At 73.9% G+C, this 23097-nt stretch carries 13 protein-coding genes; 5 read left to right on the top strand and 8 right to left on the bottom strand.

The window, feature by feature from the left end:
• Positions 1-78 precede the first annotated feature (78 nt).
• Together AB0J80_RS29000 and AB0J80_RS28995 are read right to left on the bottom strand one after the other, a co-directional pair.
• Entirely contained in the window at positions 79-1746 is a 1668-nt protein-coding gene (locus tag AB0J80_RS29000; protein ID WP_364711065.1) for an alpha-amylase family glycosyl hydrolase, read from the bottom strand.
• 9 nt (positions 1747-1755) lie between these two features.
• Positions 1756-3762: a PAS domain S-box protein gene (locus AB0J80_RS28995; protein WP_364711064.1), complete on the bottom strand. Its 2007-nt coding sequence runs from the start codon at positions 3760-3762 to the stop codon at positions 1756-1758.
• Between the two features lie 174 nt (positions 3763-3936).
• On the opposite strand from AB0J80_RS28995, the gene AB0J80_RS28990 reads away from it, so the two are divergent.
• On the top strand, positions 3937-5175 hold the full coding sequence (locus AB0J80_RS28990) for a glycosyl hydrolase (RefSeq protein WP_364711063.1): 1239 nt from the start codon (positions 3937-3939) through the stop codon (positions 5173-5175).
• 6 nt (positions 5176-5181) lie between these two features.
• On the opposite strand, the gene AB0J80_RS28985 is transcribed toward AB0J80_RS28990, so the two are convergent.
• A complete protein-coding gene (locus AB0J80_RS28985; protein WP_364711061.1) occupies positions 5182-5751 on the bottom strand; it encodes a hypothetical protein in 570 nt (189 codons plus the stop codon).
• A gap of 46 nt (positions 5752-5797) precedes the next feature.
• Here AB0J80_RS28985 and AB0J80_RS28980 point away from each other — a divergent pair, with 46 nt between their 5' ends.
• On the top strand, positions 5798-6472 hold the full coding sequence (locus AB0J80_RS28980; protein ID WP_364711336.1) for a response regulator transcription factor: 675 nt from the start codon (positions 5798-5800) through the stop codon (positions 6470-6472).
• Between the two features lies 1 nt (position 6473).
• On the opposite strand, the gene AB0J80_RS28975 is transcribed toward AB0J80_RS28980, so the two are convergent.
• The 3 genes from AB0J80_RS28975 to AB0J80_RS28965 all read right to left on the bottom strand — a co-directional run bounded on the left by AB0J80_RS28975 (position 6474) and on the right by AB0J80_RS28965 (position 10161).
• Positions 6474-7826, bottom strand: coding sequence for a HAMP domain-containing sensor histidine kinase (locus tag AB0J80_RS28975; protein ID WP_364711059.1), 1353 nt, complete (start codon positions 7824-7826; stop codon positions 6474-6476).
• 446 nt (positions 7827-8272) lie between these two features.
• Positions 8273-8971 (bottom strand): response regulator transcription factor, encoded by a 699-nt coding sequence (locus AB0J80_RS28970; protein WP_364711057.1) that lies wholly within the window; start codon positions 8969-8971, stop codon positions 8273-8275.
• Positions 8968-10161 (bottom strand): histidine kinase, encoded by a 1194-nt coding sequence (locus AB0J80_RS28965; protein WP_364711054.1) that lies wholly within the window; start codon positions 10159-10161, stop codon positions 8968-8970. The genes AB0J80_RS28970 and AB0J80_RS28965 overlap by 4 nt, the downstream gene beginning before the upstream one ends.
• Before the next feature lie 166 nt (positions 10162-10327).
• Between AB0J80_RS28965 and AB0J80_RS28960 the strand changes: the two genes are divergently transcribed.
• Together AB0J80_RS28960 and AB0J80_RS28955 are read left to right on the top strand one after the other, a co-directional pair.
• Positions 10328-10714: a DUF6220 domain-containing protein gene (locus tag AB0J80_RS28960; protein WP_364711051.1), complete on the top strand. Its 387-nt coding sequence runs from the start codon at positions 10328-10330 to the stop codon at positions 10712-10714.
• A complete protein-coding gene (locus AB0J80_RS28955; protein WP_364711048.1) occupies positions 10711-12624 on the top strand; it encodes a multicopper oxidase domain-containing protein in 1914 nt (637 codons plus the stop codon). The genes AB0J80_RS28960 and AB0J80_RS28955 overlap by 4 nt, the downstream gene beginning before the upstream one ends.
• Here the strand turns inward: AB0J80_RS28955 and AB0J80_RS28950 are convergent.
• Positions 12613-13998, bottom strand: coding sequence for a M1 family metallopeptidase (locus tag AB0J80_RS28950; protein WP_364711045.1), 1386 nt, complete (start codon positions 13996-13998; stop codon positions 12613-12615). The genes AB0J80_RS28955 and AB0J80_RS28950 overlap by 12 nt on opposite strands.
• Positions 13944-17846: a Pls/PosA family non-ribosomal peptide synthetase gene (locus AB0J80_RS28945; RefSeq protein WP_364711334.1), complete on the bottom strand. Its 3903-nt coding sequence runs from the start codon at positions 17844-17846 to the stop codon at positions 13944-13946. The genes AB0J80_RS28950 and AB0J80_RS28945 overlap by 55 nt, the downstream gene beginning before the upstream one ends.
• 205 nt (positions 17847-18051) lie before the next feature.
• Here AB0J80_RS28945 and AB0J80_RS28940 point away from each other — a divergent pair, with 205 nt between their 5' ends.
• Positions 18052-23070, top strand: coding sequence for a diguanylate cyclase (locus AB0J80_RS28940; protein ID WP_364711043.1), 5019 nt, complete (start codon positions 18052-18054; stop codon positions 23068-23070).
• Positions 23071-23097: the final 27 nt, after the last annotated feature.

The raw sequence follows: 23097 nt of genomic DNA, 5'->3' as shown, positions 1-23097 counted from the left end.
CGAAGATCCTCGCCAGGAATCGGGGTCAGGGGACGCCCCGCAAGGCGACGTCACCGGTTCGCAGGGCGGCCGGGCCGCTCACGGCACCCGGAACGAATCGGCGCCGGACCTGCCCGACGAGCCCTTGCCGCCGCAGGACTGACCGCCCAGCCCCAGAATGCCGTAGCCGAACCCGTCCACGCGGAGCCCGTCGACCGCCTGCACCACACCCGACGCCAGCACGGGGCTGGCGGCGAGCGCCTCCGGCACCGCCAGGACGGCCGCCTCACGGCGCGGGTTCACCACGACCAGGTGGGACTCGCCGCGGACGTACGCGAACGGATAGCCCTCGGAGACGACCCGGACCGGCGCCCGGGTACCCAGGGCCGGCGTGGCCCGGCGCAGGGCGACCAGCTCGCGGACGAACGCCAGCGTCGACGCGGGGTCCCGCTCCTGCGCGGCGACCGTCGGCCGCTGCGGGTCCGGGTCGACCGGCAGGTACAGCCCGACGGGATCGGCGGTCGAGAAGCCGGCGTTCGGCCCGTCGTCCCACTGCATGGGGGTACGGCAGCCGGCCCGGTTGTACGAGGGGTTGCAGACCGAGCCCTCCACGTCCGGCAGGCCCGGCAGGTACCGCATGCCGATCTCGTCGCCGTAGTACAGGCAGGGCACGGTCCCCCAGGTGAACAGGAACGTCAGCGCCGCGCCGAGCTGCTCGGCCGTACGCGGCCCGCAGCACAGCCGGCTGAAGTCGTGGTCGGCCGTCGCCATGACGACCAGCCTCGACGGGTCCGCCTCGCGCGCCGCCGCCCAGCCGTCGAGGAACCGGCGCGTGCTGCCGCGTCCCCCGGCGCCGAAGTACGGCTCCGTCGGCGCCTGGAACGGCAGCAGGCCGGCGCCGTGGTTGTCGAACAGGCTCGCGTGCTCGGCGTGGATGACCAGGAAGAAGTCGGCGTCGAAGGCGAGCGGCCCGCCGGTACGCGGCTCGACGCCCTCGGGGATCAGCACCGCGTCGGGGTACGCCTCGTCGAGCCACTCGCGGATCTCGCGCCACAGTGCCACCGTCGCCCGCAGACCCTCCGCCGTGGACTCGTCCTTGACCAGGGAGAACGCCATGTCCACCCGGAAGCCGGCGACCCCCTTGTCCAGCCAGAACGCGATGATGTCCCGCAGCGCCCGCCGGTTGCGCCGGGGCCCGGGTGCGTCGACGGCGTCCCGCCACGGCTCACCGCCGGGACGCGAGACCCAGCCGAAGTTCAGGGCGGGCTGCTCGTCGTAGAAGTTCTTCAGGTAGTAGCCCTTGCGCGGGCCGGGCGAGCGCACCCACGCCGGCGTACCCGGGATGTCGCCCGCCCAGGTCCGGGCCGGCAGCTCTTCGCACCAGATGTACCGGTCGCCGTCCGGGCCGGCTTTCCCGGCGGCCAGCTCGGCGCGGAACCACGGGTGCTCGATCGAGGTGTGTCCCGCGACCAGGTCCAGCAGCACGCGGATGCCGCGCTCGCGGGCCTTGGCCACGAGCTCGGCCATGTCCTCGTTGGTGCCGTAGCGCGGCGCCACGGTGAGATAGTCGGCCACGTCGTATCCGGCGTCCACGAACGGCGAGGCGAAGCACGGGTTGAACCAGATGACGTCGACGCCGAGCGACGCGATGTGGTCGAGGTGGTCGATCACGCCGCGCAGGTCGCCCACGCCGTCGGAGTTCGAGTCGGCGAACGACTGCGGATAGATCTCGTACATCACCGCGTCGGCAAGCCAGTCACGCCGCATGCGGCAATGCTAGTCAGCGCTGGTGTCGGCGGCCTCGAGCTCGAGGATGAACAGGGAGCCGCCGGCCGGGCCGGGCTCGTAGCGGATGGACCCCTGGTTGGCCTCGGCCAGCCGGCGCACGATGTACAGGCCCAGGCCGGTGCCGCTCACCGTGGATGCGTCGCGCTCGGCGCGGGCGAGGCGCTGGAACAGCCGGGGCCGGAACTCCTCCGGTACGCCCGGACCGCGGTCCTCGACCCGCACACCGATCCGCCGGTCGCCGGCCGGGCCGATGTGGATGGCGGTGGCGCCGGCGCCATACTTGGCGGCGTTCGACAGCAGGTTCACCAGGATCTGTTGCAGATGGCCGGCGTTGACCCACACCCGCGTGTCCGCACCGGTCACCGGGAGGTCCTCGTTGTCGACCGCGGTCAGGGCACGGGCGATCTCCGGACGCAGGGCGAGCGCCTGGCGGTCGGCGGTGACCGTACCGGCGTCGTAGGCGGCCAGGGCCAGCACTTCCCGCACGATGTCGTCGAGCCGCCCGGCCTGCCGGGCGATCGCGGCTACGGCTCGCTCGCGGCGCGCGTCGTCGAGGTCGGCCCAGTCGTCGGTCAGCAGTTCGCTGTAGCCGCGGATCGACGACAGCGGGTTGCCGATCTCGTGCCCCAGCATGCCGATGATGTCGAGCTTGAGCTGGTTGGCCGCCTCGAGCTCCAGGTTCCGCTGGGCCAGCGTCGCCGCGGCTACGGCCCGGTTCCGCTCGGCGGCGCGGCGGGCGGTCACGTCCTCGACCTGGTTGACCACGTAGTCGCCGTAGCCTCGCTCGTCGCGGACGACCGCCGAGTGCAGGGCCACCCAGACGATGTGACCGTCCTTGTGCCGGTAGCGGCGCTCGACGTGGACGCTGTCGCGCGTGCCGGCGAGCAGCTGCCCCATGATCGCGTAGGTGTCCGCCGCGTCCTCGGGATGCTGCAGGTCCGCGACGGTCATGGTGGTGAGCTCGTCGACGGTGTAACCGGTGATCGCGGTCATCGCCGGGTTGGCGTGCAGGTAACGGCCGAAGGTGCCCGGGGCGATGCTGGCCAGCGTCAAGCCGAGCGGCGAGTGCTCGGACGCGAGCCGGAACCTGGTCTCGCTGGCCTCCATGCGGGCGGTGTCCTGGGCGTGCTGGAGCGCGCCGCTGAGCGCGTCGGCCAGCAGGGTGAGGTGGTAGGCGTCGGTGTCGGAGAACGCCCCGGGGAGCCGCGCGGACACGACCAGCACCCCGGCCTCGGTGCGGTCCGTGATCAGCGGTGCGACCAGCAGCGACCGTACGTGGTGCCGGGCCGACAGCTGCGGGTCGGTGCGCTCATCGGTGCGGGTGTCGTCGCAGCGCACCGCCGCCCGGCCGGCGAAGGCCTGCTCGGCGAGGGAACCGGCGAGCGGGATCACCCAGCCCTGCGCGGTGCCGAGGCTGCCGGTGCCGGCGGCCAGGCGCAGGTCTCCCCGGTCTCCGTCGAGCAGATGCACGCTGCCGTAGTCCGCGGCGAGGATCTGCCGGGCGCGCTCGGCCATGAGCTGCAACATCCGCGGCTGGTGGTCGACGGCCGCCAGGATCTCGCGCTGCGCGGCGATGGTCTCGTACAGCCGTGCGGTCGCTCGCCGGGCCGCCGCGTCGGCCGCCTTGCGGGCCGTGATGTCCTCGCACTGCACGAGCCGGTACGGCTGCCCGCCCGGCCCGTCGATCGCCGTGAGGCCGAGCTTGACCCAGACGATGCTGCCGTCGGGGCGTACGTAACGTTTGTCGAAGTCGGCGACCGTGCCCGGCTCGCGCCCCACCCGCCGGCGCTGTTCCTCGTTGGCGGCCCGGTCCTCGGGGTGGGTGAACTCCTCGAACGAGTGGCCGACGATCTGCTCGGCGGGCCGCTTGAGCAGCGCCTCGAAGGCGGCGTTGACCCGGACGAACCGGCCGTGCTCGTCGGCGATGGCCATCCCGGAGGGGCTGGCCTCGAACGCGGCTTGAAACCACGCCTCTGCGGCCTCCTGCGTGCGCAACCCAGCCCTCACAATGATCCGATCGGCAGCACCCCGCCGCGGGCTGAGTCGCGACGATAACGCTTTTCCCCGGTTCCGGTCGGAAAACGGCCGTACGGTCAGTTCTCCTTAGGCCCCGGTTAAGTGCGCGGTGACGCCCGCCGTCAACGAATTGCCGGCGGTTAGGTTCGCGTCATGTCATCACGACGTCATAGCCGCCGGGGACTGGCCGTCCTCCTTTCCAGTACCGTTGTCGTCGCTCTCGGTGTCATAGGCGTCACCACCGCGATGGCGGCGGACGCGGGCCCGATCAAGGGCATCGGCGGAATGTGCGTCGACGTGGCCGGTGCGAACAAGGCCAACGGCACCGCCGTACAGCTCTGGACCTGCAACGGCACGGGAGCGCAGCGCTGGTCCGTCGGCGGCGACGCGGTCAGGGCCCTGGACAAGTGCCTCGACGTCGCGGCGGGATCGCATGCCGAAGGCGCGAAGGTCCAGCTGTACGACTGCAACGGAACCGGCGCGCAGAAGTGGGTGCTCCGCACCGGCCGGCTGGTCAACACCGGTTCCGGAAAGTGCCTGGCCGCCGCCGGAAACAGCTCCTCCTCCGGTACGCGCCTGCAGATCTCGGCGTGCAGTTCCGCCGCGGGCCAAATGTGGCAGCCGCCGGGCAGCACTGCCGCCCCGGTCGTGACCACACCCGCCGGTACCGGCAAGAAAGGCGTCAGCACCTGGCAGTTCCCCGGCCTGTCGGGAGCGGTCACGGACGTCGGCGCCAAGTGGTATTACAACTGGGGCACGAACAACGACAGCATGGCGGCGAACGCGGAGTTCGTACCGATGATCTGGGACGAGAACGTCGTCACCGCGGCCAACCTCGCCAAGGTCAGGACCGAGGGCACCACGCTGCTGGGCTTCAACGAGCCCGACCTCAAGGGCCAGGCGGAGATGACCGTCGAGCAGGCGCTCGACCTGTGGCCGCAGCTGCAGGCGACCGGCATGCGGCTGGGCAGCCCGGCGGTCGCGTACGGCGGGAACACCCCCGGCGGCTGGCTCGACCGCTTCATGTCCGGCGCCAAGCAGCGCAACCTGCGGGTCGACTTCATCACGCTGCACTGGTACGGCTCCGACTTCAGCGCCGCCGCGGTGGGGCAGTTCATGGGCTACGTCACCGCGGTGCACGACCGCTACCAGCTGCCGATCTGGGTCACCGAGTTCGGCCTGATGAACTTCACCGGCACCCCGAAGTTCCCGGACACCGCTCAGATCACGGCCTTCATCTCCCACGCGACCGCCCAGCTCGAGGCCGCCCCGTACGTCGAGCGCTACGCCTGGTTCTCGCTGCCCGCCGTGGGCGACTCCGTGGACTACGGCCTGTACCGCGACGCGACCACGCCGACCGAGGCGGGCAAGATCTACAAGGCGGCGGGCTGACAGCGCTCAGCCGCCGTACTCCTCGACGATCTGCGCACCCGGTCCACCGTCCCAGTACGCCGTGACGACCGAGGCGTGGGACGGGCCGGCGAGGCGCACCACGACCAGCGTGTCGCCGCGCCGGGAGATGCTGGGCACGTAGCCCGGCAGCGGCTCGGTGTCGACCACGTCGATCCGGGTCGGCGAGTACGCCACGATCACGTCGCCGCCCTCGGCGTTGACACGGTAACGCGGGCGGCGGTCCGGTGGCGACGACGACGGCGACGGGCTGGCCGAGGGGCCGGCCGTCGCCGAGCGGGACGGCGCCGGCCGGCTGCGCGCCGGGGTGGACGGCTTCCGGCTGGGACGCGCCGAGGTCCGGCTGGGCTTCGGTGTCGCCTTCGGCGGGGCGGGCGTCGGAGAGGCGTCGGCGAGTCCGAAGCGGACCTCTGTGTACCGCCGGTTGACGTCGATCGCCACCGGGGCCTCGTCCGTGATCGCGGGTGCGATGCCGACCCGGACCCCGAGCCAGGACACGGTGACGGCCGCGGCCGCGGCGGTCAGCCAGGCGACGACGAATCTCCAGCTCCGGCCCATGATGACATCCTGTCTTAACGATCGATAGATTATGACGATGGCTCACGTGCTGGTGATCGAGGACGACCGCGACATCCGTGAGGCCATCGATCGCCTACTCTCGGTCACCGGGCACGTCGTACGGTTGTGCGCCGCCGCGCTCGACGGGCTCCGGGAGCTGGCGAGCTGGCGTCCCGACGTCGTGGTCCTGGATCTCAACCTGCCGGACCTGGACGGCGCGACGGTGCTGCGGCGGATCCGGGCCGCCTCCGCGGTGCCGGTCGTGGTCGCGACCGCCCGCGGCGCGGAGAGCGAGATGATCCGCCTGCTTCGCGCGGGCGCGGACGACTACGTGGTCAAGCCGTACTCGGCCGAGCAGCTGGAGGCGCGGATCGCGGCCGTGCTGCGCCGGGGCGCCGCGGCTCCGGCCGGCACCCTCACGCTGGGCGGCCTGGAGCTCGATCCGGAGGCGCGGACCGCCTCGCTCGACGGCTCGCCCCTGCAGCTGTCGCGGTTGGAGTTCGACCTGCTCGCGTACCTGATGCAGCGCGCCGGCAAGGTGGTCACGCGCCGCCAGTTGCTCGACGACGTGTGGGGCGCCGAGGGCCGCTCGCTCGAGACCGTCGACGTCCACGTCACGTGGCTGCGGCGCAAGCTGGGTGAACGGGCCGCAGCCCCGCGCTACCTGCACACCCTCCGCGGGGTCGGCATCCGCCTGTCCGCGCCGGAGGACGCCCGCTGAACTAGGGGCGGGCATGCGCACCTCCCAGCCGTTGCCACAGTCGCGGGCGGCGTTCGGGAGGCGGGGTGTCGTCGCCGGCCAGGCCGAGCCTCAGCTCGACGCGGGCGCCGCCCAGCTCGCCACGGCCGACGGTGAGCGCGCCGCCGGTGTCGGCGGCCAGGCGCCGGGCGATGTCCAGGCCGAGCCCGGTGGAGTCGGCGTCGCTGGCACCGCGGGACACGGCCGCCTCGGCGTCCCGGAAGCCGGGGCCGGCGTCGTCGACCGTGACCGCGGCCCAGTCCGGGCCCTGCTGCACGCAGACCCGGCAGGCGGCCGTCTCCGGGGTGTGGTGGAAGACGTTGCCCAGCAGCACGTCCAGCGCCTCGGCCACCACCGAGAAGGCCGCCGGCACCGTGATGCCGGCCGGGGGCTCCTCGGCCTGCCACGGCCGGCCCTGGTCCTCGGCGAGCGCGCCCCAGAACCCGGTCCGGTCCGCCACGACGGCGCCCAGGTCGCACCGCAGGCGCGGGCGCGCGGCCAGCGGGCGGGCCGCCTCCACGATCACGGCGTTGATCTCGGTCTCCAGCCGGTCGACCACCCGCAGCTGACGGTCGCGGTCGGCGCCGGCCGGCAGCGCCTCGGTGTTCAGCCGCAGCGCCGTCAGCGGCACCCGGAGCCGATGCGACAGGTTCGCGGCGAGGGCCCGCTCGGTGGCCAGGAGCTCGGCGAACCGGTCGGCGAGGATGTTGAGCGCGCCGCCGACCTCCTCGATCTCCGCGGGCCCGCTCGGCCGGACCCGGGCGTGCAGGCTGCCAGCACCGAGGCTCGCGGCCGTACGGGCGAGGTCCCGGCTGGCGCGTACCACCCGGGCGGCGAGCCGGTCCGCCAGCACCGTCGAGACCCCGACCAGCACGACGGCCTCGCCGAGGAGGACCAGCCACGCCAGGCCCACGCCCGCCCGCAGCGAGCTCGACGGCACGTACACCTCGATCACCGCGATGAGGCCCTCGGGCAGCGCCACCGGGCGCAGGTACACGCGGCCGCCGGTCACGCCGATCGTGCCGGCGCTCTGCTGCTGGCGTACATGGATGACGGCCGCCGTGTCGACGCGGGAGACGCCCACCGTGCCCAGGGTCGGCAGATGGGCCGCGAGCCGCCCCTCCTGACCCGCCTCCGTGCTCATGATCGATGTGAGCACGAGGTCACGATCCGTGGCGACCACCACGACGGCCGACAGGCCGAGGGCCTGCCGTTCCGCCTCGCGCAGCGCGCGGTCCTGCGCCGCGGTCTGCACGAGCAGCGCGAGCGGGATGACGAACGCCAGAGCCACCAGCGTCGTCACCGCGAGGGCCACGCGAACGTAACTGCGTCTCATTCCAGGAGCACCGCCGGTCGGAAGATCGAGTGCCGACCATAGCGGCCGGGGACGGCCCGCGCCCACCACGGAACCGTCCCCGGCCACTGGCCCCCTCCCCAGGAAGATCAGGGCCCCGTTCCTGCTCTCCTGGGGTGGTCCCGGGGGCCGCATCGATCTCCGTCGGCCTGAAGTGTCGACGGCCGCGCCTTAAGGGCACCGGAAGATCCGCTATCGGAGCGGTAACGCTCACCGCCGCCGCCTGGCCACCCGCCGGTGTCCGCGCAGGGCACAGGGGACGCTCCAGGCGACGGTTGCTCGCAGACGCTGCTGTTGTCCGCATTCCGGGGGCAACCCGCCAGGGCGGTGCCGGCGACGATCGCGACGGCGATGGTCAGGAGCCGGCGCCGGTACTTCGCCATGACTGCCATGATGCCGCCCCGCCAGCTGCCGTGGTGATGTCCCGGTCAGGATCCGGGAAACGGGGGCTGCTCCAGGTGCGCCCGGGTCACCAAGCCGGTCTGGAAGGCGATGACGACCAGCTGCGCCCGGTCCCGGGCGCCCAGCTTGCCCATCGCGTGACTGACGTGGGTGCGGGCGGTGGCCGGGCTGAGGAACAGCGCGGCGCCGATCTCGTCGTTGCTCAGCCCCCGGCCCACCAGGGCCAGCACCTCACGCTCGCGCTGGGTCAACACTGCCAGCCGCTCGCCGCCGGCCTCGGCGACGGTACGCGCCGCCGTCACCTCGGCGATGAGGCGGCGGGTGATCCGTGGCGCCAGCAGTGCCTCCCCGCCGGCGACCACCCGGACCGCGTGCAGCAGCTCGGCCGGGCCGGAGTCCTTGAGCAGGAAGCCGGATGCTCCGGCCCGCAACGCCTCGAAGACATAAGTGTCCGTCTCGTACGTCGTCAGGATCAGCACCCGGACCCGGTTCAGCCCGACGGTCCGGGCGATCTCCGCGGTGGCCCCGATCCCGTCCAGCCGCGGCATCCGGATGTCCATGAGCACGACGTCCGGCCGGGCGGCCCGGGCCTGCGCCACCGCCTCGCTCCCGGTGGTGGCCTCCCCCACCACCTCGATGTCGTCCTCGACCTCGAGCAGCAGCCGGAATCCCGACCGCACCAGGAGCTCGTCGTCGGCCAGCAGCACCCGGATCGGCGCGCTCATCGAGCCTGCCCGGCGGGCGCGAGCGGCAGCCGCGCCCTGATCTCGAAGCCGCCGTCCGGCAGCGTCGCGGCCGCCAGGTCACCGCCGAGCAGCAGGCAGCGTTCGCGCATGCCGAGGATGCCGCGGCCCGGCCCGGCCGGCGCACCACGACCGTCCTCGCCCCGCCGACCGGCCGCGTTGGTCACGCGGACCTCCACATCGTCGGTGCCGTACGCGAGGACCACGTCCACCCGGGTCGGGCCGGCATGGCGGATGACGTTGGTGATCGACTCCTGGAGGATGCGGTAGGCGGCACCGCTCACCACGCTCGACGGCGGCGACGGTGGCGGCGTCATGCGCAGGCTGATGTCCAGGCCTGCCTCACGCGCCCGCCTCGTCAGCTCGTCGATGTCCTCCGGCGGGCGTTCGGTGTCGTCCCGCAGCACCCCGAGGATGGTCCGCATCTCGTGCAGCGCGCGGGAGCTGGTCTCCTCGATGGCCCGCAGCGCGTCCCGCGCCCGTTCCGGCCGCTTGTCGAGGACGTGCGCGGTGACGCCGGCCTGGACGTTGATGACGGCGATGGCGTGGGCGACCGTGTCGTGGACCTCCCGGGCTATGCGCAGGCGCTCGGCGTCGACGCGGGCCCGCGCCTCCTCCTCCCGCGTCCGCTCGGCCGCCTCGGCGCGGCCCACCGCCTCGGCCGCGATGACGCGCCGGGACCGGACGGACTCGCCCAGGGCGGCGCTCATGATGCTCGCCCCGATCCGGAAGAAGACCCATCCGATCGCGGCGCGGGGCTCCACGCCGGAGGCGGCGGTCAGCCAGCCGACCGCCAGGACACCGATGCCACCGGCGGCGACCACCAGCGAGCGCCGGCCGTCGCCGTGGGCGGTGAGCGTGTAGGTGGCCACGAACAGCCCGAGCCAGCCCGGGCCGTCGGGGAAGTCGAGCCCGTAGTAGACGAGACTCGCTAGAGCGGTGGTGACGAACACCGCGACCGGCCGGCGCCGCCGTACGACGAGCGCGGCTCCGGTGAGGATCAGCAGGGCGTACCCGAGGTTCCCGAGGTCGCCGAGCGGGCGTACGACGGTCTCGGGCTCCGCCGCCGTGCGCCGGACGCTTCCCTGGACCTGCATCACGATGACGAAGAGGGCGATGATCAGGTCCTGCGCCGGGGCACGCAGCCGGAACGCAGCGATTCGGTCGCGCATGCCGCCATCCTAGAGACGGTGGCGACGGCGACGGGTACGACGGAGAGCGCGGTCCGGGCAGGGCTACCTACGTCAGAACGCGTAGTCCCCGCCGTCCGCCGGCCGAGGACCCGGCCGTCTCACCGGTGCGACGATCACTGCCCTGTCGACCCGAAGGGGCCTTGCCATGCGTAGCGCGTTCGCCGGACTGGCGGCATCGGTCATGCTCGCCATCGTCGTGCAGTTCTTCCTGGCCGCCGGCGCTGCCTTCGACCCCGCCCCCACCGAGGAGGCGTTCGGGCCACATCGGACGCTGGGAATGGGGACCGTCGCCCTGGCCCTCGTGCTGACCGTGGTCGGCGCCGCGGCTCGGATGCCCGGCCGGCTGGTCGGCCTGTCCGCGCTCGTCACGGGCCTCGGGATCCTGCAGCCGGTGATCGCCGTGGCCGCCGGGGCGCTCGGGGGGACCACGGGCCGGCTGGTGTTCGGCCTGCACGCGATCAACGGCCTGGTCATGGCGGCAACGGCCCGTACCGTCGTGCGCGAGGCTCGCCGGCCGGCGCCGGTGTCATGACCACCGGCCGGCTGATCCTGCTGGACCACGCCGTCACTGTCCTCAGCGTGGTCTCGTGGATCGCAACCGGGGTGGCGACGGCCCTGCGGCGCCGCCGGCTCGGCGCGAACCTGCTCCTGGGGGCGGTCGCGGTCAGCATGGCGCGGGTGGGCACCGTGGCGGTGCTCTGGGGCCGGGGCTGGTGGTTCGTGCAGGAGAAGGTGCTGCTGAACCTGCCCCTGCTCGGTGTCACCGGCCTGGCCGCCGTCCTGGTCACCGGTCCCCGGCTGCGCTCGGCGACCGGCCGCGCCGGCACCGTGGTCGCTTTGCTCACCGCCGGGTACGCGGCGCTGGCCGGGCTGGTGGTGACCTTCGTGGCCGGCTACCCGCTGACCTGGAGCACCGCGCTGATCGCCGGCTCGGTCGTCGGGGCCGGCGCGCTGCTGACCTGGAGAGTCCTCGGCACCCCCGGCCACGGGGGCCCGGTGGGTCCGGCGGCCCTCTCCCGGCGGCGGTTCCTGCAAGCGGCGGCGGTGGGTACGGGGATCACCGGCGTCGCCTTGCTGTTCCGCAGGCCGGAGGCCACCGTCACCGGTGGCGGGCCGGGGCGTACCGGGGTCGCGGCCGTCTCAGTGGCGGATCTGCGCGGCCCCGGTGCACCGGCCCCGGGCGGCATCGTCCGGCGGCACACGATCACCGCTCAGGCGGCCACCGTACGACTGGCGTCCGGCCGTGTCGTCGACGCTCTGACGTTCGACGCCCGGCTGCCCGGACCGGCGATCACGGCGTCCGAGGGCGACCTCATCGAGGTGACGCTGCGCAACACCGACGTCGAGGAGGGCGTCACCCTCCACTGGCACGGGTACGACGTGCCCTGCGGCGAGGACGGCGTGCCCGGCGCCACCCAGCACGCGGTGGCACCCGGCGGCGAGTTCCGCTACCGGTTCCGCGCCTCCCAGGTGGGGACGTACTGGTACCACACCCACCAGGCGTCCCATCCCGCCGTCCGCAAGGGCCTGTACGGCACGCTGGTCGTCACGCCACGGAAGGCGCAGCCGATGGAGCTGGACCTGACGCTGCCCGTGCACACCTTCGACCACGGCGTGGTGATCGGCGATCGGGAGGACCGCGCCGTGCACACCGTGCGGCCCGGCACGCCCGTACGCCTGCGGACGGTCAACACCGACTCCGTGCCGCACCGGTTCGCGGTCGCCGGTGCCCCCTTCCGGGTGGCCGCCGTGGACGGGCGCGACCTCCATGCGCCGGGCGAGCTGCGCGACACTCTGCTCCGGCTGCCCGCCGGCGGGCGGTACGACGTGGTCCTCACCATGCCGGCCACGCCGGTCGCACTCGTGCTCGGCGACGACCACGAGAAGGGTGTCACGCTCCGGCCGGCCGGCGGCAGCGGCGACGATCCGGCACCCGACACCTCCGGCTGGCCGGAGCTGGACCTGCTGCACTACGGCGATCCTGCGGCCGTACCGTTCGACGCCGCCGACGCCGACCGCGACTTCACCATCGTGCTGGACCGGGCGCTCGCCCTGGTCGACGGCAGGCCGTCGTACGCGCAGACCGTCGACGGCCTCGGGCATCCGTCGGTCCCGGACCAGCTCGTCGCCGAGGGGGACGTCGTCCGCTTCACCGTCGTCAACCGGAGTCTGGAGACCCACCCGTGGCACCTGCACGGCCATGCCGTCCTCCTCGTGTCCCGCAACGGCGAGCGGGCGACCGGCAGCCCGGTATGGGTCGACACCTTCGACGTCCGGCCGGGCGAGGTGTGGCAGGTGGCGTTCCAGGCCCGCAACCCGGGGATCTGGATGAACCACTGCCACAACCTGCCGCACCAGCAGCAGGGCATGATGCTGCGCCTCGTCTACGACGGGGTGAGCACGCCGTTCGAGCACCGGCACGCGGGTCCGTCAGCGCGGTAGCGGAGGCAGTGCCGTGCTGTCCAGCCAGGCGGTGAACAGGGCGTCCAGCGGTTCGCGGGAGAACCGCTGGGCGTGGGCCCGGAACTGCTCGGTCGTGACGGTTCCGTGCTCGTGCTCGGCGACCCAGGACCGCAGCAGCGGGAAGAACGCCTCGTTGCCGACCTTCTTCCGCAGGGCGTGCACCGTCAGGGCGCCGCGCTTGTAGACCACCGGGTCGAACATCCGGTCGACGCCGGGATCCGCCACGAGGACGGCTGCCGGGCGGGCCGCGACGCGGGCGTACCACTGCTCCGCGAGGGCGTCCGTGGGCAGGTCGCCGCTGACTCCGGACCACAGCCATTCCGCGTACGTGGCGAAGCCCTCGTTGAGCCAGATGTGCCGCCAGTCCGCGACCGTGAGGCTGTTGCCGAACCACTGGTGCGCCAGCTCGTGCACCACGAGCCGCTCGTGGGTGCGGCGGCCGTCGACGTGGTTCTTCCCGAAGACGGCCATGCCCTGCGCCTCGACCGGGTCGTCGAGCTCGTCGTCGGTGACCACGACGACGTACTCCCGGAACGGGTACGGGCCGAACAGGCGCTGCAGGGCCTCCATGATCTCGCCCTGCCGCCCGAAGTCGTGGGCGAAGGCGGCGCGCACACCCGGCGGGACGGCGGCGCGCTGCACGACTTCTCCCACGGTGAGCGCCACCTGCTCGTACCGTCCGATCTGGACGCTCATGAGGTAGGGGGCGGTCGGCTCCTCGCGCTCGTACACCCAGGTCGTGGTGCCCGGGCCGCGGCGCCGGGAGACCAGGTCGCCGGTCACCAGGACGGCGTACGGGGAGGACGTCGTGACCGCCACCCGGAAGCGGGCCTTGTCGGCGGGGTGGTCGTTGCACGGGAACCACGACGGGGAGCCGTTCGGCTGGCTGGCGACGATCACCCCGTCGGTGAGCTCCTCCCAGCCGAGCTCGCCCCATCGGCCGGAGACCGGCACGGGCTTGCCCGCGTACCGGATCTCGACCCGGAAGGTGTCCCCGGCGCCGATGGGGCGCTCGGGTTTGACGTGCAGCTTGTCGGGCCGGTGGGTGTACTTCGCCGGCCGGCCGTCCACCCGGACGTCCTGAATGCGGAACCGGCCCAGGTCGAGCGAGAACCGCGACAGAGCCTGGACCGCGACCGCGGTGACGACCGCGCGGCCGGCGAGCCGGTTCGACGCGATCCGGTAGTCGAGGTCCAGGTCGTAGTGCAGCACCGCGTACCCACCGTTGCCGTGCTCGGGCAGGTACGGGTCGGTCGAGCGGTCGGCACCTGCCGTGGCGCCGCGCGGCGCCCGCGAGATCATGCCCGGCGGGTGGCCGCTGCCGGCCAGGTCGCGATCGGGTTGCCGAGCCACCGGCTGTCCTGCGGTACGGCGTCACCGCGGGTCACCAGCGAGCCGGGTCCGACGGTGGTCCGCGCGCCGATGCTCGCGCCGGGCAGAACGATGCCGTGCGGGCCGAGCGCTGCTCCCGCGCCGAGGGTCACCAGGTCCATGCTCATCACACGATCATGGAACAGGTGGGTCTGCACCACGCAACCCCGGTTCACCGTGGCGCCGTCGCCGAGCCGGACCAGGTCGTACTCGGGCAGCCAGTAGGTCTCCAGCCACACGCCGCGGCCGATGCTCGCGCCGAGCGTCCGCAGCCACGCCGTGAGCAGGGGCGTGCCGGTCGCGAAGCGGACCAGCCAGGGCGCGGCGAGGACCTCGACGAACGTGTCGGCGAGCTCGTTGCGCCACACGAAGGAGGTCCACAGGGCCCGATCGGCGACCCGGAACCGGCCGACGAGCAGCCACTTGGCGGCCGTCGCCGTGGCCGCGGCGACGCTCGCCGCGGCGAGCGTCACGGGGGCGGCGGCGAGCGCGGCCGCCCACGCCCCGGCCAGCTGCCACACGTACGCGAGCGCGGCCAGCACGCCAACGCCCAGCGCGGCGGCGCACATCACCGGGATGATCCGGCACAGCTCGACCGCGGCCCGGGCCACCTTCAGCCGGACCGGGGGGTCGAACGTGCGGCTGGTGTCCGCGGACTCGACGGTGCGGCGCAGCGGCATCGGCGGGGCACCGAGCCACGACGAGCCCTTCTTCGCCTTGCGCGGCGCCGACGACAGCACGCCGACGAGACCGCGCTTGGGCACCGAGCGGCCGGGCGCCGCCATCCCGGAGTTGCCGAGGAACGCCTGCTTGCCGATGCGGGCCGGGGCGACCCGCAGCCAGCCGTGGCTCAGCTCGTACGTGGCCACCATGGTGTCGTCGGCCAGGAACGCCCCGTCGGCGACCGTGGTCATCGCGGGCAGCGCGAGCACCGTCGACGCCTCCACCCCGCGGCCCACCTTCGCGCCCAGCAGCCGCAGCCACACCGGCGTGAAGAGGCTGGCGTAGAGCGGGAACAGCCCGGTGCGGGCCATCCCCATCAGCCGCTCGGTGGCCCACACCTGCCACGCCACCCGGCCGTGGACCGGGTGGTGGCCGGCGCGCAGGCCGATGCTGAGGAGCCGGACGGCGACGAGCACCAGCAGCGCATAGCCCACGACGTACGCGACCGTCGCCACCGCGACCGCGGCCGCCACGGCACCCCACCCCGGGTGGTACGCGGCCGTCCAGGCGAGCAGGGCGAGTGCCGGCAGCGCGGCCACCACGGGCACCAGGCCCAGCAGGTGGGCGGTCACCCCGTACGCGGCGACCCAGAAGCCGGACCGCGCCCTCGAGCGCGGCGGCCGCTGAGCCGGCCACGCGACCGGGTCCTTGCCGGCGCGCCTCGCCGGCGAACCGGCCCACCGCTGGTTCGCCGGTACGGCGCCGGTCACGGTGGAACCGGCGGCGATCCGGGCCCCCTTGCCGACCCGGGCGCCGGGCATCAGGGTGCTGCGCGACCCGACCCGGGCTCCCGCGCCGACACGGACCTTGCCGACGTGCACGACGTCGCCGTCGACCCAGTGGCCGGCCAGGTCGACCTCGGGCTCGACGGCGGCGCCGCGGCCCAGCTTCAGCAGGCCGGTGACCGGCGGCGCGGAGTGCAGGTCGACGTCGGGGCCGATCTCGGCGCCGAGCGCGCGGGCATAGGTGATCAGCCACGACGCGCCGCCGACCCCGGTCGCACCGGTGAGCTCGGCGAGCCGCTCGGCGGCCCAGAGCCGCAGGTGCACGCTGCCGCCGCGCGGGTACGTGCCCGGGCGTACGCGGCGCAGCAGCAGCCGCGCTCCCCCGGCCGCCACGCCGATCCGGCCCAGCGGGCTGAACAGCAGCGCCCACCCCAGCGCGATCCACCACCACGACACGGCGGGCGCCCACGGCGCCGGCATGAGGACCGCGACGACGTTGCCCAGCGCCGCCAGGGCGGTCAGCCAGCGCAGCCCGACCAGGGCGAGCATGGGGAGCAGCAGCACCCCCTGGACCAGGCCGGTCCACCACGGCGTCGGCCGGACATCGCGGCGGACCGCCGTGGTGTCTCCGAGCGCGGCGAGCACCGCGGCGAGCTGCGACAACGTCGGGTGACGGTAGATGTCGGCGACCGCCACCTGCGGGTGCCGGTCGCGGATCCAGGCCACCAGCTGCGCCGCCGTCAGGCTGCCGCCGCCGTGGTGGAAGAAGTCGGCGTCCGGCGCGGTGGGGCGTACGCCGAGGATCTCCTCCCAGCCGCCCGCCAGCCACTGCTCGGTCGCCGTCAGCTCGCTCGCCGCGGCCGTGGCGGTGGCAAGCGGCCAGGGCAGCGCGGCCCGGTCGACCTTGCCGGACGTACGCGTCGGCAGCCCGTCCACGACGGCCAGCAACGGCACGAGGGCGGCGGGCAGCTGCTCCCGGATCCGCGACGCCGCCGCGTCGACGTCGAAGGCGGCGTCGTCGTGCGGCACCACGTAGCCCACCAGCAGCTGGTTGCCCGCGGCCGTCCGCTTCACCGCGGCGGCCGCACCCGCGACGCCGGGCAGCGCCTGCAGCGCGGCGTCGACCTCGCCCAGCTCGATCCGGCGCCCGCCCAGCTTGATCTGCTCGTCGCCGCGGCCGACGAACACCAGCCCCTCGGGCTCCGCCCGGACGATGTCCCCGCTGCGGTACGCCCGCTGCCAGCCGAGCGCGGGCAGCGGCGCGAACTTCTCGGCGTCCTTGCCCGCGTCGAGATACCGCGCCAGCCCCACCCCGCCGATCACCAGCTCGCCGGTGTCACCCATCGCGACCGGCTCGCCGGCCGGGTCGACGACCGCGAGCTGCCACCCGTCGAGGGGCAGCCCGATCCGCACCGGCGCGTCACCGGTCATCCGGGCGGCGCAGGCCACCACGGTCGCCTCTGTCGGCCCGTAGGTGTTCCAGACCTCGCGGCCCTCGACCGCCAGCCGTTCCGCCAGCTCCGGCGGGCAGGCCTCACCACCGAAGATCAGCAGCCGTACGTCGTCCAGCGCCTCGGCCGGCCACAGCGCCGCCAGCGTCGGCACGGTGGAGACCACGGAGATCCGCTGCTCGACGAGCCACGGGCCCAGGTCGACGCCGCTGCGCACGAGCGCCCGCTCGGCGGGGACCAGGCAGGCGCCGTGCCGCCAGGCCAGCCACATCTCCTCACAGGACGCGTCGAAGGCCACGGACAACCCGGCCAGGACCCGGTCGTGCGGGCCGATCGGGGTCTCGCCCGCGAGAAACAGCCTCGCCTCGGCGTCCACAAAGGCCGCTGCGGCACCGTGGCTGACGGCGACGCCCTTCGGGGTCCCGGTCGAGCCGGAGGTGAAGATGATCCAGGCGTCGTCGGCGGGGCCCGGACGTCCCGGACGGCCGGCGGGGGTGCGGCGCAGCGACACGGCGAGGCCGGCACCGACCACAGCGGACACACCTGCCTCGGCGAACACGAGCTCGGCCCGCTCGTCCGGGTCGTCGGCGTCGACCGGCACGTACGCCGCGCCGGCCGCCAGCACACCGAGGATGGCCAGGTACAGCTCGGCCGTACCGGACGGGACGCGGACGCCTACCCGGTCGCCGGGGCCGATCCCGTGCCCGGCGAGGGTCTCGCGCACCGCGTCGACCTCGTCGGCGAGCTCCCGGTAGGTGAGCACGGTCGAGCCGTTGTCGAGAGCCCGGGCGCCGGGGTGCCTGCGAACGGTCTCGTCGAGGATGTCGACGAGGGTGCGCCGTGCCGGGGCGGAAGCGGACCGGTACACGGCCGGAGGCACCGGGGCGAAGACGATGTCCGAGAGCGGGTCCTGCAGCAGCTGAGTCGTCACGGTCACCGGGCGCGCACCATCTTCACCTCACGGGGTCGACGTCAAACCATTCGACGTTACGTCGCGTCGACCCAGAGTGACGGGTCCACGGCGTATTCGTGGTGATGGACACAACGCCTTGCAACGGCGGAAGATCTCATCGGCGGGGCGCGCCGGCCGAACAGAAGGGATATCGGCACAGGCGACGAGCGAGGTCAGCGGGCACATGAGGCGGGGTGACGAGGACACCGACCGAGCCGGTGCCGAAGAGCTGCTGTCCACCGGTGAGCGCACCCGGGTGCTGCGGCGGTGGCTGCCCGGCGGTACCTCGGTCATCGTCAAGCAGTTCATCGGCCCGGGCGCGGTGGCCCGCCGGCGCCACGAGCACGAGATCCTGCTGCGGCTCGCCGAGGTGCCGGGCGTGGCGCATCTGTCCGACGTCAGCGACCCCGACGGCATCGTGCTCGACGACGACGGCGGCCGGTCGCTCGCCGCGGTGATCTCCGGCGCGGCGGTCGATCTCGCCGACGTGCCGGCCCTGGCATGCGAGCTCGCCCGGACCATCGCCGCGATGCACGCCCGCGGGGTGGTGCACAAGGACGTCAACCCGGCGAACATCGTGCTGGCGGGCGGGACGAACCGGCCGGTGCTGATCGACTTCGACGTGGCGACCACGGTCGCCGTGGACCGGGCGGCCTTCGTCAGCCACCGGCAGCTGGTCGGCACGATGCCGTACCTGCCGCCGGAGCAGACCGGACGCACCGGCCTGCCCGTCGACCACCGGGCCGACCTCTATTCCCTCGGGGCCACCCTGTACGAGCTCGTCTGCGGGCGGCCGCCCGTGGCCGACGGGGACGACCTGCAGATGATCCGGGAGATCCTGCTGCGGGCGCCCGTACCGTTGACCACGCTGCGCCCGGACGTGCCGCCCGCGCTGTCCGACATCGTCGCCAGGCTGCTGGCCAAGGAGCCCGAGCACCGCTACCAGAGCGCCGAAGGCGCCGCGCGGGACCTGGCCCGGGTGGTGGAGAACCCTGCCGAACGCTTCGAGCTGGGCCGGTGGGACTTCCCGCTGCGGCTCTCCGCCCCGTCCCGGCTGGTCGGGCGGGAGGCCGAGAAGGTCACCCTGCTGTCGGCCCTCGACGAGGCGCTGACCGGCGGCCCGCGCGGGCTGCTGGTCGCCGGCGCCCCGGGTGTCGGCAAGTCCGCGCTGGTCAACGAGCTGCGCCGGCCCGTCGCCACCGGCAACGGCTGGTTCGTGACCGGCAAGGCGGAGCAGTACCAGGCGGACACGGCCGTAGGCGTCGTGCTGCAAGCCGTACGCGGGATGGGCCGGCTGCTGCTGGCGGAGCCGAGCGACGTCGTCGCCGCCACCCGCGTCCGGCTGATCGAGGCGCTGGCCGCCGACACCGCCATGGCGTCGGTCCTGGTGCCCGAGCTCGAGGCGTTGCTGGGCCCTCCCGACAAACCCACCGGGCCGGAGGGTGCCCGCGCCGGCGGTGATCCCCGTACCGCGGGAGCCCGTCTGCGCCGGGTCGTGGTAGAGGTCCTGCGCGCCATCGTGTCGCCGAGCCGTCCCGTGGTGCTGGTGGCCGACGACCTGCAGTGGGCCGATCCCGCGTCGCTCGACCTGTTCGACGCCCTGCTGACCGAGCCCGGCCTGCCCGGGCTGCTGGTCGTCGGCGCCTACCGCGCGCAGGAGGTCGACGCCGGTCACCCGTTGACCGCGATGATGGCGCGCTGGGCCCGGCTCGGGGCGGCCCGGCCCCGCCTCGAGCTCGCCAACCTGCTCCCCTCGGCCTCCGCGGACCTGCTCGGCGAGATGCTGCGGCTGGACCCGGGCCCGGCCGCGGAACTGGCCGAGGCCCTGCAGGAGCGCACCGGCGGCAACCCGTACGACACCCTCGAGCTGGTCAACGCCCTGCGGCGGGACGGTGTGCTGGTGCTCGGCGAGACCGGCTGGTCCTGGGACCGGTCCGCCATCCGCGGGCACGTGGGCACCGGCGACGTGGTGCAGGTGTTGCAGGCCCGCATGCGGACGCTGCCGCCCGCGACGGCGGAGCTGCTGCAGACGATGGCCTACCTGGGTGGCGAGACCCACGTGGGGCTGCTGGCCCGCGGCCTGGACGTCGACGCGGCCACCGCTCTGGGCCGGCTCACGCCGGCGCTGGAGGACGGTCTGCTCATCCTGGTCGCACCCGGCGACGCCGACGACGGGTCCGACGCCCGGGTGCGGTTCCGGCACGACCGGGTCCAGCAGGCGGCCTTCACGGCGGTCGAGGCGGCCGACCGTACGCAGCTGCGCCTGACACTGGCCCGCCGGCTGGCGGGTTCCCCGGAGTCGAGGATCGCGGCGGCCGACCAGTACCTGCGGGCCGCAGCCGTCCCGGACGCCGGGGAGCAGCGACGCATCGTGGGCCTGTACCGCGAGGCGGCCACCGCCGCCGAGCGGGCGGGCAACCACCAGGCGGCGGAGCAGTTCCTGACCGCCGCCGCGGGGCTGCTGACCGGGCTCGACGTGCCCGGCGACGACGCCGAGCTGCTGGCGGTTCGCATCCGCCAGCACGCGGCCCGGTACGTCCTCGGCCGCCTCGACGACGCCGACGCGGCGTACGGCGAGATCGAGCGGGCCGCTCCCGACCCGGTGGCGCTGACCCCGGCGGCCGACATCCAGCTGAACGCCCTGGCCCAGCGCGGCCGGCACAAGGAGGCGCTGGCGCTGGGCCTGGGCCTGCTGGAGCGGCTGGGCCGGCCGACGCCGGCCACCGCGCCGCCCCTCCCGATGCCCGCCCTGTGCCAGGAGCTGGTGCGGTTCGCCGCGGACCTGGACCTCGCCGCCGACCTGGGACGTGAGCCGAGCACCGATCCCCGGATCGCCGCGAGCGGCCGCGTGCTCAGCCGGTTGCTGCCCATCTCCTTGATGTCCGGCGAGTTCCCGATCGGCGCGTGGGTCCTGCTCGAGAGCAGCCGGATGTGGCGCGAGCACGGCCCGTCGGGTGCGCTCGCCTCGGTGCTGGGCGTCATCGGGCCCACGGTCTCCCAGGTGCTGGGTGACTACCGCAGCGGGTTCATCGCCGGCCGGCACATGCTGGCCTACAGCGAGACCCTCGGCATCGAAGGACTGACGTCGGCGATCCGGCACCCGTACGCGATGCAGGTGATGCCCTGGATGGAGCCGCTGGATCGGGTCGTCGAGCAGTCCCGGGCGGCGCACGAGGGCCTGGTCCGCAGCGGGAACCTCCAGATGGCCAGCACCACGTCGTTCTCGGTGCTCGTCGGTCTGCTCGACTCCGCCCGCTCGGTGGAGTCGTACGCGGCCGAGATCGAGACCGTCGAGGCGTTCGACCTCCGGACCGGCAACCAGTTCGCCGGCGGCGTGGCGGTGGCGCACCGCCAGCTCTCCCGGGCGCTGCTCGGCCGCACGGCCGGCCCGGGTGACTTCGAGGACGAGCACTTCGTGGAGGCCGAACACCTCTACCGGCTCCGGCAGGCGAGGAACGGGCCGGCCCTGACGCAATACCACATCTTCCGGTGCCTCGCGGCGGTGCTGTTCGGCGATCAGGAGACGCTGGAGCGCCTGGACGCCCCCTTGACGGAGCTCGGGCGCACCACCCCCGGATACCCCCTGACGTACGTCCACCTGATCCGGGCACTGATCCGCACCGAACGGCTGCGGCGCGGGCAGGCGACCGAGGAGGAGTCGGCGACGCTGCTCGCCGAGGTCGACCAGGCGCGGGCCTGGCTGGCCGGGCGGGCCGCCGACGCCCCCGCGAACTTCCGCCACCTCATGCACCTGCTGGACGCCGAACGGGCCTGGGCGGTCGGCGACGGACCTGCGGCGCTGGTGGCTCTCGACACGGCCCTGGCCGTCGTGGAGACGGTGCAACGGCCCTGGCACCGGGCGTTCATCATGGAACGGACCGCGGCCGTCCAGCAGGCGCAGGGACTGTCCCGCGCGGCACGGCAATCGCTGGTCGAGGCGCGGCAGGCGTACCTGGAGTGGGGCGCCACCGGCAAGGTCGACCAGCTGGACGAGGCCCATCCCGGACTCCCGCTCGGGCACGCACCGGGCGTCCCGGGCACGCACCCGAGCACGCGGGGCACCCGGACCGGCACCATCCGGGCGGACGTCATCGACACCCTCGCGATCCTGCGGGCGTCGCAGGCGCTCAGCTCGGCCACGGACCTGGACACCCTGCAGCGGGTGATCGTCAAGCAGCTGACGGCGCTGACCGGCGCCGCGGACGTGGTCCTGGCCCTGCGCGACGACAACGGCGGGGACTGGTTCCTGCCGCCGGGCTCCGACTTCGGCCCGACGCCGATCCCCGTCGAGGAGGCCGGCCGGCGGGCGCTCGTGCCGCTGTCCGCCGTCCGCTACGCCGAGCGCACCGGCCAGCCGCTGCTCGTCGACGACGCCACCCGCGACGACCGTTTCGCCCGGGACCCGTACGTGGCCGCCGGGGAACGCTGCTCGCTGCTGGTCGTCCCCGTCTTCCACCAGGACACCGCCCGGGCGATGCTGGTGCTCTCCAACCCCCACGCCAGCGGTGTCTTCACCACCGACCGCCTCGACGCGGTGACCCTCATCGCCGGCCAGCTCATGGTGTCGCTGAACAACGCCCTGCTGTACGCCTCGCTGGAGGAACGGGTGGCCGAGCGCACCCGGGCGCTGGCCGCGGCCAACAGCCGGCTCGAACAGCTGAGCCTGACCGACGCGCTCACCGGGCTGCCGAACCGCCGCCGCTTCGAGCAGGTCGTGTCGGACAGCTGGAACCACCCCGACGCCGGGCGCTCGTTCGCCGTCGCGATGATCGACATCGACTTCTTCAAGAAGTACAACGACCGGTTCGGGCACCCCGCGGGCGACGAGTGCCTGCGGCGGGTCGGCGCCGCCCTGCGCGCGAGTGTGCGTGGCGACTCCGATGTGGCGTGCCGCTACGGCGGTGAGGAGTTCGTCCTGGTGCTGGCGCACGCCGACGAGGCGCGCGCGGCGGCGGCCACCGAGCGCGCCCGCGCGGCGGTCGAGGCGCTGCGCATCCCGCATCCGGACAACCCCGCTGAGGTGGTGACCATCAGCGCCGGGCTGGCCGTGTCGGCCGACCGCGGCGACGACACCGCCGAGGCGCTCCTGGCCCGCGCCGACGCCGCGCTCTACCGGGCGAAGCAGGAGGGCCGCAACCGGGTACGCAACGCCGCAGCCCCATCGTCGGAGGACCATCACTCCGAGGCAGTCCTCGGCGCGTGAATGGCGTCGCCGCCTACGATCGGCACC

The sequence above is a fragment of the Actinoplanes sp. NPDC049548 genome (genome assembly GCF_040676695.1).
Taxonomy (GTDB): Bacteria; Actinomycetota; Actinomycetes; order Mycobacteriales; family Micromonosporaceae; genus Actinoplanes.
This window is presented reverse-complemented; position numbering and strand designations above follow the sequence as displayed.

Coding starts and splice junctions, on each gene's coding strand:
- AB0J80_RS28955 (WP_364711048.1), top strand. CDS start 10,711: ATGACCACCGGCCGGCTGATCCTGCTGGACCACGCCGTCACTGTCCTC.
- AB0J80_RS28985 (WP_364711061.1), bottom strand. CDS start 5,751: ATGGGCCGGAGCTGGAGATTCGTCGTCGCCTGGCTGACCGCCGCGGCC.
- AB0J80_RS28975 (WP_364711059.1), bottom strand. CDS start 7,826: ATGAGACGCAGTTACGTTCGCGTGGCCCTCGCGGTGACGACGCTGGTG.
- AB0J80_RS28990 (WP_364711063.1), top strand. CDS start 3,937: ATGTCATCACGACGTCATAGCCGCCGGGGACTGGCCGTCCTCCTTTCC.
- AB0J80_RS28960 (WP_364711051.1), top strand. CDS start 10,328: ATGCGTAGCGCGTTCGCCGGACTGGCGGCATCGGTCATGCTCGCCATC.
- AB0J80_RS29000 (WP_364711065.1), bottom strand. CDS start 1,746: ATGCGGCGTGACTGGCTTGCCGACGCGGTGATGTACGAGATCTATCCG.
- AB0J80_RS28965 (WP_364711054.1), bottom strand. CDS start 10,161: ATGCGCGACCGAATCGCTGCGTTCCGGCTGCGTGCCCCGGCGCAGGAC.
- AB0J80_RS28970 (WP_364711057.1), bottom strand. CDS start 8,971: ATGAGCGCGCCGATCCGGGTGCTGCTGGCCGACGACGAGCTCCTGGTG.
- AB0J80_RS28940 (WP_364711043.1), top strand. CDS start 18,052: ATGAGGCGGGGTGACGAGGACACCGACCGAGCCGGTGCCGAAGAGCTG.